The following is a 14,938-nucleotide window of genomic DNA, read 5'->3' as shown; positions in this document are numbered from 1 at the left end:
GGGGTGCCGAGGGGCGGCGGCCGCCGGAGGGGCCCCGCGCCGGCTGTCCGGAGGCGGCACGGGGCCTGTACAGAGGCCGGTCACCGGGGGCCGGTCAGCGGAGGCGGCCCGCCCCTGCGCGGTGGGTGACCAGGGCCGGGAGGACGCGCGGGTGGTCCACGCGGGTGCGGAGCGTGGGCGTCCAGCCCGCGTCCGGCTGGAGGACCTCGCCCGGGAACTGCGTGTTGTGCGCGGCGAGGAGGTCCACGGACCGCCCGTTGACGTAGTTGCCCGCGACGGTGACCGGGGCCTCCTTCCACTTCTTGAGGATCTTCCCGGCCGGTACGCCCTCCGGCAGCCGGAACGAGTTCTTCTCCGCCACCAGCCGCGACTCGGCGCCGATGCCGAAGCTGTACGCGTAGCCGTCCGCCGGGATGACGTAGTGGTTGTTGTACGTGTCCACCTGGCCGAACCGGACGCGCGGCGCCCGCTCGACCACGTTGCTGAACAGGTTGTGGTGGAGGGTGACGCGCAGCTTGCCCCGGTCGGTGGCGCCCGCGCTGTCGCTGTTGCCGATCATCAGGGTCTTGTCGTGGTCGGCGAACACGTTCCAGGACGCGGTCACCAGGTCCGCGCCGCGCACGATGTCCAGCTCGCCGTCGTGCTGCTGGTACAGCTCGCCGTAGTAGCGGGGCAGGGAGCTGTCCGGGTACCGGCCGTCGGTGAACGTGTTGTGGTCGATCCACACATGGCTGGAGCCGTACACGACCATCGCGTCGTACTCGGAGTTCCACGCGCCGGTCGCGCCGTCCGTGGGGTCCCACTGGGGGAAGCAGTCGAGCGGGCTCTCCAGCGTGAGGTTGCGGACGATGACGTTGTTGACGCCCTTGACCTGGAGGCTGGCGCCGGTGATCCCGGCGTTCCGGCCCACGCCGACGATGGTCGTGTTGGACGGGACGTACGCCTTGATGGCCTGGTCCTGGTTCTTCGCGGAGGCGGCTCGGAGGTCCTCCTGCGGGCCGCTGACCTCGCGGTCGTAGCCCCAGACGGCCGGGTCGTAGTCGGCGAGGTACTGGTCGAAGTCGTAGCCGGGCGCCTCGAAGCTCTCGCAGCCGCCCTCGGTGGCGTTCAGGGTGCCGACCACACGGATGATCTTCGGCGCGTCGCCGCCCGCCGCGAGCGCGGCGCGGAACTGGGCCCAGGTGGTGACCGTGTGAACGTGCGCCGCGTCGGCTGCGGCGCCTCCGGTGGTGCCGCCGTCGGCGGAGGCCCAGCCGTCACCGGCGGGCAGCGTCTGGCGGGCGAGGTCCCGGCCGGTCCCGTGGCTCCACGCGGCACCGGTGGCGGCGGCGCCGTCGGCGGAGGCCGAGGCGGAGGCGGGGACGGGCGCGGCGGTGGCCGCGGGGGCGGCGAGGGCGGTGACGGCCGTGAGGGAGAGCACCAGGGCGGTGCGGCGGACGGCCGACGCCACAGCACGCCGTCTAATGACCTGAGCATGACATTCGTTGGTGCGCATTGCGGCTCCTGACAAGGGAGGGAAGGGGGGTGGGGCGGGTCAGGCGGCGGGCGGCCAGGTGATCCGGTCGGCCGGGACCTCCTCGTCGAGACGGCGTACGTCCCCGGGCCGGAGCAGGCCCCCGGCGAGCAGGCCCCGGGCCACCATGCGGGCGACCTCGACGGCGCCGACGGGCCGGAAGTGCGTGTTGTCCTGGCGGCCGTCCGGGTAGTTGGGCGACTCGCCGGGCGCCAGCCAGTTGAAGTACGCCTTCGAGCGCTCGGGCCCCAGCCGCTGCCACTCGGCGAGCGACGCGGCCTGGACGTCCACGAGCGGCACGTCGTGCTCGGCCGCGAGGGCGCGCATGGCGGCCGGGTACTCCCCGTGGGAGGTGACCGCGCGGCCCGCCGCGTCGAACCTGCGCCGCTCCACGGAGGTGAGCAGCACCGGCCGGGCGCCCCGGGCGCGCGCCCCGGAGACGTACCGGAGGAGGTGCTCCCGGTAGGTGGTCCACGGCTCGGTGTACCGGGCCGGGTCCTCGGACTTCTGGTCGTTGTGCCCGAACTGGACGAGGAGCAGGTCGCCCGGGCGGATGTCCGCGAGGATCGGGTCGAGCCGGCCCTCGTCGATGAAGCTCTTCGAACTGCGGCCGTTCATCGCGTGGTTGGCGACCCGCAGGTGCGGGGTGAGGAAGAACGGCAGGGCCATGCCCCAGCCGGTCTCCGGGGCGGCGGGGGCGTACTTCTGCGCCGCCGTCGAGTCGCCCGCGATGTACAGGGCCGGGCGGGGCCGGTGGCCGGGGGCGGCCTGTCCGGCGGCGGCGGCCGGGTGGGTGGCGGCCGCCGCCGGAGGGGTGGCGGCCGCACCCGCCACGGGGAGGGCGGCGAGCGCCGCCATGGTCTGTCTGCGGCTCAGGGACACGTCGTCGTGCCTCGCTCTCGTACCGGAGGGGGTGGAGGGACAGGAGGTGCGGAAGGTGCAGGAGCTGTGTGAGGTGCGGGAGGTGGAGCACCGGATGATGTGGCCGGCGGCGGGGCGCGACCCGGACCGCCGCCGGCCGGTCCTGGGGGACGTCAGTCCTTCTTGAACTGCGTGTTCCACTCGGCCTGCGCCTCGTTGAGCTGCTTGGCGATGGTGTCCAGGAACTCCTTGGCCGTCATCGCGCCGAGCAGCACCTTCTGGAAGTTCGGCTCGTTCTCCGACTTGCTGATCTTGTTCCAGTCGGGCAGGTAGTACGGCAGCTGGACGATCTTGGTGGAGCCGTCGTTGAGGGCCTGCGCGCCGAGCTTGGTGGCCTGGGCCTTATCCAGCCACGGGTCGTTCGCCGCCTCCGTGTTGGCCGGGATGGCGCCCGCCGACTCGTTCCACTTGCTGTTCGACTCGTGCGAGGCGGCGAACTCGATGAACTTCCACGCCGCGGCCTTGTTCTCGCTGGTGCGGAAGAGGCCGAGGCCGTCGACCGGGTTGGACACCTGGACGCGGACGCCGTCCGGCCCGGTCGGGTTGGGTATCCCGGCGAACTTGTCGGTGCCGAGGGCCTTCACGTGGTCCGTGTAGGAGCCCAGGTTGTGGTTCATCATGGCGATGGAGCCCGAGTCGAACTGGGCGTTCATCTTCTTGAAGTCGTTGTTGACGTCGGCCTCGGGCGTGGCCTTCTTGTACAGGCCGACGTACTTCTCCAGCGCGGCGACGTTCTTCGGGTCGTTGACGGTCGTCTTGTCGCCGTTCCAGAACTCGGTGATGCCGGACTGGCCGTACATCGCGTCCAGGGCCTGGGCGATGGAACCGGCGCCGCCGCGGATCGTGTAGCCGAACTTGTTGTTCTTGGCGTCGGTCAGCTTCCCGGCGGCCGTGTAGAACGCCTCCCACGTGGTGGGCGCCGGGAGGCCGGCCGCCTTGAACAGGTCGGTCCGGTAGTAGAGGACGCCGTTGCTGGCGGAGGTCGGCACCGAGTACATCTCGTCGCCGCGCCCGCCCGCCGACTTGACCGACTCGACCATGCCGGGGACGAGCTTGCCCTTCAGGGAGGAGCCCTCGATGCGCTCGCCGACCGGGTCGAGGGCGTTCTGCGCGACCATGTTCGCCAGGTAGGCCGCGCCGACACCGCCCACGTCGGGCAGGCCGCCGCCCGCGATGGCCGTGTCGTACTTCGACTGGACGTCCTCGCTGGGGATCGGGACGTACTTGACCTTGATACCGGGGTTCTTGGCCTCGAAGTCCTTGATGATCTCCTGCCAGACGGCGGTCCGCACGCCGCCGTTGTTGTCCCAGAAGGTGATGGTGCCCGTGCCCGAGCCCTCGGCGCCGGCGCCGCCGCTGCCGTCGTCACCGCAGGCGGTGGCGGTGAGCGCGAGCGTGGCGGTCAGGGCGACGGCGGTGGCCGCGCGTCCTCTGAGGCTTCTGGAGATGGTCATGTCGGCTCTCTCTTCTTTCGCGTTGCGGGTCGTGCGGTGGATGTCCTTCTGGGGGGTGGTGCGGGTGGTGCGGGTGGTTCTGATGGTGCGGACGCCGGGGCGCCGGGTGACCCGGAAGCCGGGGGCGCCGGGTGCCCCGGGGCCCGGGGGCGTTCAGGTGATCCGGAAGCCGGTGAACTCGGCGGTCCCGCCGCTCCCCGGCCCGGGCGGCGCCGCCGCGAACAGGCCGAGCAGCGCGCCGACCCACCGCCACGGGGTGGCGGCGAACACGGGCCCGGACGGCCGCGGGCCGTCCCCGGTGTCGGCCGTGAACCGGCAGCGCGCCCCGGCCGTCACCTCCACCCGCAGCCGTACGCGCCCGTCCGGCGCCGGCCGTGGCGGGGCGGCGTCCCGTTCCGCCTCCGCCACGGGTTCCGCGAACCGGTGCACCAGGTGTACGGCCCCGTCGGCGCCGCGCTCCAGGCCGATCCACGAGAACGCGTCGCCCAGCACGGCGAGCCCGGCCCGCGCACCCGGCTCGGTGCTCTCCAGCACCAGGCCGACCTCGGCGGTGAACGTCTCGGCGGGCAGCCGCTGCGTCAGGACGTGCGGCAGCAGCCGCAGGTCGTGCGCGTCGCCGGTGCGGACGCAGGTCAGGCGCAGCCCGTCGCCGCCGTGCCCGGTGGTCCAGCCGGGCCGGGGGTTGGCGGTCCACTGCCACTGCGGACCGAACCGGCCGCCGGGGAAGGCGTCGTCGGTCGCGGGCGCCGCGACCGGCTGCGGCGGCGCGGCCGGTTTGCGGTGCCGGAGGACCGGCTCGCCCCGGTCGCCCATGACCGGCCACCCGTCGTCGTCCCACGCCATGGGCTGGAGGTGGACGACCCTGCCGTACGGGCCCCGGGCCTGGAAGTGCAGGAACCAGTCCTCGCCCGCCGGGGTGCGCACCCAGCCGCCCTGGTGGGGGCCGTTGACGTCGGTGCCGCCCTGGGCGAGGACGATCCGCTCCTCGTACGGTCCGGTGAACTCCCGCGACCGGAAGGCGCCCTGCCAGCCGGTCTCCACTCCCCCGGCGGGCGCGAGGATCCAGAACCAGCCGTCGTGCCGGTACAGCTTGGGCCCTTCTAGGGTGAACCAGCCGGGGACGCGGTCGCCGTCCACGACGATCGTGCCCTCGTCGAGGAGGGTGCGGCCGTCGCGGCTCATCCGGTGGCCGGTGAGCCGGTTCTTCACCCCGGCCCTGGACTTCGCCCAGGCGTGCACGAGGTACGCCTCACCGGTCTCCTCGTCCCACAGGGGGCACGGGTCGATCAGGCCCTTGCCCGCCTTGAGCAGGTGCGGCGCGGTCCACGGGCCCCGGATGTCCTCGGCGCTGACCTGGTGGATCCCGTGGTCGGGGTCGCCCCAGAAGATCCAGAACCGCCCGTCGGCGTGGCGCAGGCTGGGCGCCCACACCCCGGCGTCGTGGCGGGGCGCGGCGAACTCGGCGGCGGGTTCGAGCCGTTCGAGGGCGTGGCCGACGAGCGTCCAGTTGACCAGGTCGCGGGAGTGCAGCAGCGGCAGTCCGGGGGCGCGGCCGAAGCTGGACGCGGTCAGGTAGAAGTCGTCGCCGACCGCGATGACGTCCGGGTCGGACCAGTCGGCGGCGAGGACCGGGTTGCGGTAGGTGCCGTCGCCCTGGTCGGCGCGGTGGACGGGGCGGTGGTCGGTGCCGGTGGGCCGGTCGGTGCCGAAGGGCCGGGCCGGGGCCGTGCTCGGGCGGGCCGGGGCCGTGTCCGTACGGGGCTCGGTCATGACAGCGCCTTCCGTACGAGCGCGGCCGCCGCCGCCCGGTCGAGGCGGCCGTCGGCGACGACGGTGACGACGCGGCGTACGACGGTGCCGCCCGCGGGCACGGGCAGCCGCGCCGCCCAGGCGAGGGACGAGCCGACGCCCGGGTACTCGCCGGTGCGGACGAACCACGGGTCGCGGCGGGTGTCGGCGGTGGCCCCGGCGAACACGAGCGTCCAGTCCCGCCCGCGCAGCGCCAGCCAGCCGGCGGTCCGGCCGTGGACGGCGTCCTCGCCCTCGGCGCCCTCCGTGAACACGTCCGGGGGCCCGTCAGGGTCCTTGGGGGCGCGCCAGAAGAAGCCGCCGTACCCGGCGCCCGGCCGGCCGTTGGTGGCCGGGGAGCCGATGGACACCTCGTCGCCGCCCGGGTTGGTGAGCGCGAAGGTGAGGTCGAGCGCCCAGGCGTCGGCCGTCAGCGGGGTCACGGCGACCGTTCGGCGCTCCCGCAGCAGGACCGTACCGGCGGAGGTCCAGACGAGGTCCTCCACGAAGCCGTCCGGGTCGCGCAGTTTGAAGCCCGTGTGGCGCTGCTCGCCGTGGTTGTCGAGCTCGGTGGGGCCCTGGTCGCGGACGAAGGTGCGGCCGCCCCAGAAGTTCCGGCCCGCCACGTCCGGTACGGCGATGGACACGCCGAGGTGGTGGAGGTGGTCGGCGGGGCGCTCCTCGGTGACGGGGGTGCCGCGCAGGGTCGTGACGGGGTGGAGGTACGGGCGCGGGGAGAGCCGGGCGGGCAGGTCCGCCGGGTGGACGTAGTGGCCGACGGCGCGACCGGCGCAGCGCAGGACAAGCGGGGGCGTCATCGGCGGTCCCCCTCCAGCTCGGAGAAGAGGGAGAGGGTCTCGGCGCTCGTGTGGACGAGGTCGTCGACGCCCTTCACGATCCGCCGCCGCGTCCCGTCGGCCGTCTCCTCCGCGTACCAGTCGGACATCGGCAGGGCGCGCGGCTCGGGTGCGGTGCGGACGGCTTCGACGACTCGCATGAAGGCTCCGGTCCGGTCGGGCGGTACGAGCAGTTCGTCGCCGTCCACGACGTGGTGGACCAGGTTCTCCAGGAGGTCGGTGCGGCCGTGTTCGGTCTCGACGGGCCCGTGCCCTGCGCGCTGGAGGAGGACGCGGTCCTGCTTGTACCAGAAGGTGATCCGGCCGTGGCGGCCGTGGACGAGGACGTACGGGTCGCCGGGCTTCTCGGCGCAGAGGGTGACGGCGGCGGTGACGCGGGTGCCGCGCGCGGTGGTGACGCGCAGGCAGGAGGTGTCGTCGGCCTCGATGCCGTTGGCGCGGGCCAGCTCCAGTTCCAGGTCGGCGACGTCCTCGGCGAAGGGGCTGCCGTCGAGCGCCAGGGCGGTGGCGACGGCGTGGGCGAGCGGGTTGGTCAGGACCCCGTCGACCACGTCGGTGCCGTTCAGCCTGCGCTTCCCGGCCCACGGGGAGCGCCGGAAGTACGCCTCGTCGCGGGCCCACGCCCCGGCGGCGCCGATGCCGGTGACCTCCCCGATGGCGCCGTCCGCGACCAGCCCCGCGATGGCGGCCAGGGCGTGCGAGCCGAGCGACTGGAAGCCGATCTGGCAGGCGGTGCCCGCCAGGCGCACCCCGTCGGACAGGCGGCGGAACTCCGCGAAGGACGGCGCGGGCGGCTTCTCCAGGAGGAGGTGCACGCCGCGCCGGGCGGCGGTGAGCGCCAGGTCGGTGTGGGTGTCGATGGGGGTGCACACGACGGCGGCGCGGGCGCCGGTCGCGTCGAGGAGGGCGCCGAAGTCGTCGGACTGGGCGACGCCTTCGAACCCGTACAGCTCGGACGGGCCGAGCGGGTCGAGCTCGCAGACGCCCACCAGCCGTACGAGCCCGGCGTCGGCGAGGCGGCGGATGTTGCTCAGGTGCCAGCGGCCGTGGCCGCGGGCTCCGGCGAGGACGACGGGCAGGGGCAGGTCCTGGGACGACGGGGGAAGGGACGGGGGCTGGGACAGCGGTCCATGGGTCATCCCGCTCACCCCTTCACCGCGCCGGCGCTGAAGCCGGTGATCAGCCACTTCTGGATGAACGCGAAGACGATCACGACGGGGACGGCGGCGATGACGCCGCCCGCGGCGAGGGCGCCCAGGTCGACGCTGTCGGCGCCGATCAGGGTGTTGAGGCCGACGGGGATCGTCTGCTTGTCCTGCTCGCTGAGGAACATCAGGGCGAACAGGAAGTGGTTCCAGCTGTGCACGAAGGCGAAGGAGCCGACGGCGATGAGGCCGGGGCGCAGCAGCGGCAGCACGACGGCGCGGAAGGCGCGGAAGCGTGAGCAGCCGTCCACCCAGGCGGCCTCCTCCAGGGAGACGGGGACGTTCTTGATGAAGCCGCTGATCAGGATGATCGACAGGGGGAGCTGGAAGACCGTCTCCGCGATGACGACGCTGCCCAGAGAGTTGATCATCTGGAGGTTGCGGAAGATCTCGAACAGCGGGACCAGCATCAGCGCGCCCGGGATGAACTGGGAGCACAGCAGCGCCAGCATGAAGCCGTTCTTGATGCGGAAGTCGAACCGGGCCAGCGCGTAGCCCCCGGCGAGGGCGACGACGGTGGTGGCGACGAGGGTGGCGACGCCGACGAGCATGCTGTTCTGGAAGAAGACGCCGAAGCTGCGCTCGTTCCAGACCTTCTCGAAGTGCTCGGTGGTGACGGGCCACGGGACGAGCGAGGTGGAGCCCGCGGGCCGGACGGCGAACAGCAGCATCCAGTAGAACGGGACGAGCGTGAACAGCAGGTACAGGGCGAGCGGCAGGTAGATCTGCCAGCGCGGCACGTCGTCGAAGGCGCGTTCCCGCTTGCGGCGGCGGGGCGGGGCGGCGGCGGGAGGCGCCGGGGTGTCGTGGGCGGGCATGCGCGCGGGGGTGCCCTTCTCCGCGAGTGCGGCGGTCATCGGCGGTCGCCTCCGAACTTGCTCAGGCGCAGATAGAGGATCGAGCAGAAGAGGAGGATCACGAACGCGACGGTGGTCAGCGCCGAGGCGTAACCGAAGTCGTGGCCCTCGATGCCGGTGTTCGCGATCATGAGGGGGAGGGTGGTGGTGACGCCGGCCGGGCCGCCGCCGGTGAGGGTGTAGAGCAGGTCCACGTTGTTGAACTCCCACACGGCGCGCAGCAGCGTGGAGAGGATGATGGCGTCCTTGAGGTGCGGCAGTGTGATGTGCAGGAACTGCCGCATCCGGTTCGCGCCGTCCACGGACGCCGCCTCGTAGAGGTCCTTCGGGATGGACTGGAGGTCGGCGAGGATGAGGATCGCGAAGAAGGGGACGCCGCGCCAGAGTTCGGCGAGGACTGCCGCCCAGAAGACGGTGCCCGTGTCGGACAGGACGGAGGTGCCGTACGCGCCGATGCCGACGTCCGCGAGGTAGCGGCTCAGGCCGGTGGACGGGTTGTAGAGCAGCATCCAGATGGTCGTGGTGAGCACGCCGGATACGGCCCACGGCGAGAAGACCAGGGCGCGGGCGATGCCGCGGCCGACGAACGTCTGGTTGACCAGCAGCGCGAGAACGAGTCCCAGGGCGAGCTGGAGGGTGACCTCGACGACGACCCACTTGGCGCTGAAGGCGAGCGTGGACCAGAAGAGCGGGTCCTCGGTGAAGGCGCGGGTGAAGTTGTCGAAGCCCGCGTAGCCGTTCTTCCACGGCTTGGTGACGTTGTAGTGCTGGAGGCTGTAGTAGAAGACGCTGAGCACGGGATAGGCGATGAAGCCGAGCATCAGCAGACCGGCGGGCGCGATCAGCAGATACGGCAGGCGACGTGGCTCGGCTCCCGTGCGGCGCCGACCGGCCCTGGGTTGCCTCGCCACGGCTGCGGCTTGGGCCATGACATGTCTCCGTTCATCGTGCAATGCGGCGGGGGGTCGTGCTGGCGTGGTGCGGGTGTGACCACGCGTGGGGTAAGCGCTTTCTCGAAGGGCGTGCGTGGTCCCTGACCACTGCGGTGGCTCAGCCCGCGTACGGCTCCGGTACGGTGCCCGGCCTCGCCAGGAAGTCGAAGTCGCAGCCCGTGTCGGCCTGGGTGATCTGCTCCTGGTACAGCGCGCCGTAGCCCCGCTCGTACGGGTGGACCGGCGCCGTCCACGCGGCGCGCCGCTCGGCCAGCTCCTCGTCGTCCACATGGAGGTGGAGCGACCGGGCGTCCACGTCCAGCGTGATGAGGTCGCCGGTCCGGACGAGGGCGAGGGGCCCGCCGACGTACGACTCGGGCGCCACGTGCAGGACGCACATGCCGTAACTGGTGCCGCTCATCCGGGCGTCGGAGATCCGCACCATGTCCCGCACGCCCTGCTTGAGCAGGTAGTCGGGGATGGGGAGCATCCCGTACTCCGGCATGCCGGGGCCGCCCTTGGGGCCCGCGTTGCGCAGGACGAGGACGTGGTCGGCGGTGATGCCGAGCGCCGGGTCGTTGATGGTGCGCTGCATGGTGCGGTAGTCGTCGAACACGACGGCCGGGCCGGTGTGGCGGCGCAGGTGCTGCTCGGCGGCGATGTGCTTGATGACGGCGCCGTCCGGGCAGAGGTTGCCGCGCAGGACGGCGAGTCCGCCCTCGTCCGCGAGCGGCTTCTCGCGGGGGCGGATCACCTCCGGGTTGTGGACCTGGGCCCCGGCGAGCTGCTCGCGCAGGGTCGCGTGGGCGACGGTCGGCCGGTCCAGGTGCAGCAGGTCGGTGATCCGCGCGAGGAACCCGGGCAGGCCCCCGGCGAAGTGGAAGTCCTCCATCAGGTACTGCCCGCCGGGGCGGAGGTTCGCCAGGACCGGCACCGTGCGGGCGATCCGGTCGAAGTCGTCCAGCGTGAGCCGCACCCCGGAGCGGCCCGCCATGGCTATCAGGTGGATGACCGCGTTGGTGGAGCCGCCGAGCCCGAGGACGGTCGTGACGGCGTCCTCGTACGCCTCGCGGGTCAGGAGCCGCGACAGCCGCAGGTCCTGTTGTACGAGCTCCACGATCCGCAGCCCCGCGGCCGCCGCCATCCGGTCGTGGCCCGAGTCCACGGCCGGGATGGAGGACGCGCCGGGCATGGTCACGCCGAGCGCCTCGGCGGCGGCGGTCAGGGTGGAGGCGGTGCCCATGGTCATGCAGTGGCCCGGCGACCGGGCGAGCCCGCTCTCCAGTTCGGCCATCTCGCAGTCGCCGATGAGCCCGGCCCGCTTGTCGTCCCAGTACTTCCACATGTCGGTGCCCGAGCCGAGGACCTCGTTCCGCCAGTGGCCCGGCAGCATCGGACCCGCCGGGACGAACACGGCCGGCAGGTCCACCGAAGCGGCGCCCATCAGCAGCGCGGGCGTGGACTTGTCACAGCCGCCCAGGAGGACGGCGCCGTCCACCGGGTAGGAGCGCAGCAGCTCCTCCGTCTCCATGGCGAGGAGGTTCCGGTAGAGCATCGGGGTCGGCTTCTGGAAGGTCTCGGACAGCGTGGAGACCGGGAACTCCAGCGGGAAGCCGCCCGCCTGCCACACCCCGCGCTTCACGGCCTGGGCGCGGTCGCGGAGGTGGACGTGGCAGGGGTTGATGTCGGACCAGGTGTTGAGGACCGCGATGACCGGCTTGCCGAGGTGCTCCTCGGGCAGGTAGCCGAGCTGGCGGGTGCGGGCGCGGTGGCTGAACGAGCGCAGGCCGTCGGTTCCGTACCACTGGTGACTGCGGAGGGTCCGCGCGGCGGGGGCCTCGGCGCTCTGTGCGGCGGGGGCGCCGGAACCGGCGGGCCGGGTTTCCCCGGTGCCCTGTGCGTCCGGGGTGCCGTGCTCGGCGGGCCGGGTTTCCTCGGTGCTCACGCGTCCCACTCCTTGACCATCTCGGCTATCTCCGCGCGGCGCTCCTCGGGCAGCAGCCGGCTCGGCGGGCGTACGTCACGGCGGCACAGGCCGAGCGCGGCCAGGGCCTCCTTGACGACGCTGACGTTGTTCGCGGCCTGGTCGGCGGCCCGCAGGTCCTCGAAGCGGCGGATCCGCTCCCACACCTCCTGGGCGGCCGGGTAGTCGCCGTCGCGCAGCGCCCTCAGCATGGCGAGGGAGATCCCCGGCGCGACGTTCACCAGACCCGAGGTGAATCCGGTCGCGCCCATCGCCCAGTAGGAGGGGGCGTACGTCTCCGCGAGACCGGCGATCCACACGAACCGGTCGAGGCCCGCGTCCCGGGCGACGGCGGCGAAGCGGGCCGCGTCGGGGACCGCGTACTTGACGCCGATCACGTTGGGGCACAGCTCGCCGAGGCGGGCGATGGCCGCGCCGTCGAGGAGCGGGTTGCGGATGTAGGGGACGACGCCCAGTTCGGGTACGGCGTCGGCGATCTCGCGGTGATAGTCCACCCAGCCGTCACGGGAGACGTACGGGTGGACCGGCTGGTGGACCATGACCATGCCCGCGCCCGCCTCCCGGGCGTGCCGGGCGGCGGCCGTGGCGGTCGGCACGTCGTGGCCGACACCGACGAGGACGGCGGCGCGGTCACCGGTCTCCGCCACGGTGAGCTCCGTGACGAGACGGCGCTCGTCGGGCGTCAGCGTGTAGAACTCGCCGGTGTTGCCGTTGGGGGTCACGGCCCGTACGCCGCTGTCGAGCAGCCTGCGCAGGAGGGCGCGATACGTGTCCCGGTCGACACCGCCGTCGGTGTCGAACGGGGTCACGGGGATCGCGACGACGTCCGCGAGCGCCGCCCTCAGCGAGGTGTGGTCCATGCGTACCGGCCTTTCTCTGACTGTCACGGGTACGGGGCGGTCCCGGTTCACCGCCGTTTCCCGATGCGGGGCGGTGACGTCCGGGCCGGGGGATACTACGGGTGGCCGGGCACGTCGGCGAGCGCCGCCGTGTCCGGTCCGGCGGCGTCCTGCTCCGCTTCGGGCCCTTCGGGGAAGGCCCGCTGGACGAACCGGGCGATGTGCTCGTGCACGGCGCGGGCGGCGCCCTCGGCGTCACCGGCCAGGGCGAGGCGCAGGATCTCCCGGTGCTCGTCGGCCTCGCGCCGCCACGACGGGTCGGCGCTCCACGCGACGGTGGACACGAGCGCGGCCTGGTCGCGCACCTCGTCGAGCATCCGGGCCAGCAGCGGGTTCCCGCACGGCAGGTACAGCGCGCGGTGGAACTCCCGGTTGGCCAGCGACCGTTCGGCCTGGTCGGCGGCCCCGTCGGCCCGGACGAGCGCCTGCCCGGCCGCCTCGAGGGACGCGCGGCGCGCGATGGTGCGGCGCACCGCCTCGGGCTCCAGCAGCAGCCGCACGTCGTAGACCTCGCGCGCCATGGCGGCGTCGACCGTGCGGACGGTGGCGCCCTTGTACTGGCTCATGACGACGAGGCCGGTGCCGGCCAGGGTCTTGAGCGCCTCCCGTACAGGCGTCTTCGACACCCCGAAGCGCGCCGCCAGTTCGGTCTCCACCAGGGCGCGGCCGGGCGGCAGCTGTCCGGTGAGGATGGCGTGCTTGATCTCCTCCAGCACGTACTGCGTGCGGGAGGGGACGGGACTGGGAGCGAAGGTCATACGGGGTCTCATATCTCGCGTATCGCGTCTCATATATGACGTACGAAGTACGACGGCGACGAACGTAGGGCGGGGTCAGGGATTCGTCAACGCTTCTGACAAAACTCGTTCGTACGGCTTCCCGGCGCCGTCGCGGGCGCCCGCGGACGCGCGGCAGGCGAACCTCGAACCCCTCGCGCGGGCCTCGTGGGCCGCCGTGCGGGCACGCCCGAGCGCCCCGGGTCGTCAGGGACCCGGGGCTGCTGCGACGGTAATCGACCGACCGTCAGCCGAGGGTGCGCAGTGCCGCGGCCACCGCCTCCAGGTCGGCGCCGGAGGCCAGGCCCGCGTGGTACAGGCGCAGTTCGGTGGCGCCGAGCGCGACGGCGTGCGCGGCGTCCTCGGCGAGCCGTCCGGGGGCGCCGCCCATGCCGCCGACGACGGTGAGGTTGGCCGCCAGGGTGGTGCCCGGGCGCGCGTGCGGCACGAACGGCGGCAGTACGGCTCCGGCCGCGCCGCCCGTGCAGGGCAGGACCACCCCGTCGGCCACGCCCAGGATGTGCGCGGGGTCCACGCCCGGGTTGGCGCCCGTGCGGTACGGGAGGGGGTCGGCGTGCAGCAGGACGCGGAAGCCCGGCGGGGCGGCCGCCCGGACCGCCGCGACGGCGTCCTCCTGGAGGGTGCGGGCGACCCGGGTCCGCCACGCGAGGGTGGCCTCGGCGAGCGGGGCGCCCAGCAGGTCCCGGACGCCGCCCCAGCCCGCGTCGTACGACGCCCCGCAGCCGCCCGGCCCGCCGCCGGGGCCCGTGTCCCGCGCGCCCGGCCCGCCGCCCGAGCCCGCGCCGCCGCTCGCCTCCCGCGCGCCCGCGCCGCCCGTCCACAGGGGCTCCAGGGCGGCCCGCACGGCGGCGGCCAGCTCGTCCGGGTCGGCGCCCTCCCCGGCGTACCCCTCGCGGCAGGCCCCGCAGAAGCAGAGCGACATCAGGTACTGCGCGGCGTCCCCGAGGGGCACCCCGCCGGTCTTGTCGTGGGCGTGCAGGTGCGCCAGGCCGTACCAGCCGCACGACTCCAGTTCGGTGCCGTGCGCGCCGGGGCGTACGGCGGCCTCGGCGGCCAGGTCGGTGAGGTACGCGCGCACCTCGGGGCGGGCGACGCACGGCGCCCACGGGTAGCGGTCGCCGTACGCGTTGACGACTGACGTGCCGGGATGCTCGGCGCCCAGGCGGCTGTTGTGGGCCAGGACGACCCAGCTGTGCACCTCCAGACCGGCGGCCTCCAGCGCCTCGGCGGCCGTGCCGAACGCGTCGCCCGGGGCCCACTCCCCCGCCGGGTACGGGCGCGGGGTGCGGCCGGCCCAGCGGGCGGGGTCGGGCGGGTAGAGCACGGCGGCGTACTCGGCGGTGACGATCCGGTGGCGCGGGTGGCGGGGCGTCAGCGCGCGCGTGGAGTGGTACGCGGAGGCGAGCGTGACCTGCCGGACGCCCAGCGCGGCGACGCGGTCGGCGGCGCCCGGGTCGCCGTTGACGTCCCAGGGGTAGAGGAAGGCGGACGCCCTCGGGCCACGGGGCCGGGCGGCGGGCGGGGGTGGGGTCACGGGCGCTCCCTGGCGAAGCCGTCGAACGGTCCGGCCGGCATACGCTGTCGCCGCCGACCGTCCATGTCTCTGAACCCGGCGCACGCTAAGCCAGCCCTGAGGAGCCGGTCAAGGCGTATAAGCGCAGACGGAAGCGGCACTTGACGGTCCCGGGCACCCTCCCTAGCGTGTCCACGCATGTGAATGCCGTCCACGTA

12 protein-coding genes are annotated in these 14,938 nt (G+C 73.4%); all 12 read right to left on the bottom strand.

The annotated features are described in order from the left end of the window. Positions 1–94: 94 nt before the first annotated feature. The 12 genes from J116_RS22255 to J116_RS22195 all read right to left on the bottom strand — a co-directional run bounded on the left by J116_RS22255 (position 95) and on the right by J116_RS22195 (position 14,741). Positions 95–1,495, bottom strand: coding sequence for a pectate lyase family protein (locus J116_RS22255; protein WP_028964401.1), 1,401 nt, complete (start codon positions 1,493–1,495; stop codon positions 95–97). Positions 1,496–1,534: 39 nt separating this feature from the next. Further along, positions 1,535–2,395 carry a rhamnogalacturonan acetylesterase gene (locus tag J116_RS22250; protein ID WP_023589291.1) on the bottom strand — a complete coding sequence of 287 codons (861 nt, stop codon included), beginning with the start codon at positions 2,393–2,395 and terminating at the stop codon, positions 1,535–1,537. Positions 2,396–2,547: 152 nt separating this feature from the next. Continuing rightward, complete coding sequence (locus J116_RS22240) at positions 2,548–3,888, bottom strand: ABC transporter substrate-binding protein (protein WP_023589289.1); 1,341 nt, start codon at positions 3,886–3,888, stop codon at positions 2,548–2,550. A gap of 153 nt (positions 3,889–4,041) precedes the next feature. Next, positions 4,042–5,658, bottom strand: a complete 1,617-nt coding sequence (locus J116_RS22235) for a glycoside hydrolase family 43 protein (protein ID WP_023589288.1) — start codon at positions 5,656–5,658, stop codon at positions 4,042–4,044. Then, positions 5,655–6,494 carry a DUF6807 domain-containing protein gene (locus J116_RS22230; protein WP_023589287.1) on the bottom strand — a complete coding sequence of 280 codons (840 nt, stop codon included), beginning with the start codon at positions 6,492–6,494 and terminating at the stop codon, positions 5,655–5,657. The genes J116_RS22235 and J116_RS22230 overlap by 4 nt, the downstream gene beginning before the upstream one ends. Beyond that, the gene (locus J116_RS22225) at positions 6,491–7,672 is read right to left on the bottom strand and encodes a Gfo/Idh/MocA family protein (protein WP_023589286.1); all 1,182 of its coding nucleotides are present in this window, start codon (positions 7,670–7,672) and stop codon (positions 6,491–6,493) included. The genes J116_RS22230 and J116_RS22225 overlap by 4 nt, the downstream gene beginning before the upstream one ends. 5 nt (positions 7,673–7,677) lie before the next feature. After that, positions 7,678–8,595, bottom strand: coding sequence for a carbohydrate ABC transporter permease (locus tag J116_RS22220; protein ID WP_023589285.1), 918 nt, complete (start codon positions 8,593–8,595; stop codon positions 7,678–7,680). Next, positions 8,592–9,524, bottom strand: coding sequence for a carbohydrate ABC transporter permease (locus J116_RS22215; protein ID WP_028964399.1), 933 nt, complete (start codon positions 9,522–9,524; stop codon positions 8,592–8,594). The genes J116_RS22220 and J116_RS22215 overlap by 4 nt, the downstream gene beginning before the upstream one ends. Positions 9,525–9,645: 121 nt before the next feature. Continuing rightward, entirely contained in the window at positions 9,646–11,313 is a 1,668-nt protein-coding gene (araD, locus tag J116_RS22210; RefSeq protein ID WP_051203888.1) for an L-arabinonate dehydratase, read from the bottom strand. 155 nt (positions 11,314–11,468) lie between these two features. Next, positions 11,469–12,371 (bottom strand): dihydrodipicolinate synthase family protein, encoded by a 903-nt coding sequence (locus tag J116_RS22205; protein WP_023589282.1) that lies wholly within the window; start codon positions 12,369–12,371, stop codon positions 11,469–11,471. Positions 12,372–12,466: 95 nt separating this feature from the next. Beyond that, on the bottom strand, positions 12,467–13,168 hold the full coding sequence (locus tag J116_RS22200; RefSeq protein ID WP_023589281.1) for a GntR family transcriptional regulator: 702 nt from the start codon (positions 13,166–13,168) through the stop codon (positions 12,467–12,469). A gap of 265 nt (positions 13,169–13,433) precedes the next feature. Then, entirely contained in the window at positions 13,434–14,741 is a 1,308-nt protein-coding gene (locus tag J116_RS22195; RefSeq protein ID WP_023589280.1) for a hypothetical protein, read from the bottom strand. Positions 14,742–14,938: the final 197 nt, after the last annotated feature.

Origin of the sequence: Streptomyces thermolilacinus SPC6, from assembly GCF_000478605.2 — a bacterium.
Lineage (GTDB): Bacteria > Actinomycetota > Actinomycetes > Streptomycetales > Streptomycetaceae > Streptomyces > Streptomyces thermolilacinus.
This window is presented reverse-complemented; position numbering and strand designations above follow the sequence as displayed.

Excerpts from the sequence above, each read along its gene's own strand:
- J116_RS22230 (WP_023589287.1), bottom strand. The coding sequence starts at position 6,494 with ATGACGCCCCCGCTTGTCCTGCGCTGCGCCGGTCGCGCCGTCGGCCAC.
- J116_RS22205 (WP_023589282.1), bottom strand. The coding sequence starts at position 12,371 with ATGGACCACACCTCGCTGAGGGCGGCGCTCGCGGACGTCGTCGCGATC.
- J116_RS22255 (WP_028964401.1), bottom strand. The coding sequence starts at position 1,495 with ATGCGCACCAACGAATGTCATGCTCAGGTCATTAGACGGCGTGCTGTG.
- J116_RS22220 (WP_023589285.1), bottom strand. The coding sequence starts at position 8,595 with ATGACCGCCGCACTCGCGGAGAAGGGCACCCCCGCGCGCATGCCCGCC.
- J116_RS22235 (WP_023589288.1), bottom strand. The coding sequence starts at position 5,658 with ATGACCGAGCCCCGTACGGACACGGCCCCGGCCCGCCCGAGCACGGCC.
- J116_RS22215 (WP_028964399.1), bottom strand. The coding sequence starts at position 9,524 with ATGGCCCAAGCCGCAGCCGTGGCGAGGCAACCCAGGGCCGGTCGGCGC.
- J116_RS22225 (WP_023589286.1), bottom strand. The coding sequence starts at position 7,672 with ATGACCCATGGACCGCTGTCCCAGCCCCCGTCCCTTCCCCCGTCGTCC.
- J116_RS22240 (WP_023589289.1), bottom strand. The coding sequence starts at position 3,888 with ATGACCATCTCCAGAAGCCTCAGAGGACGCGCGGCCACCGCCGTCGCC.
- J116_RS22200 (WP_023589281.1), bottom strand. The coding sequence starts at position 13,168 with ATGACCTTCGCTCCCAGTCCCGTCCCCTCCCGCACGCAGTACGTGCTG.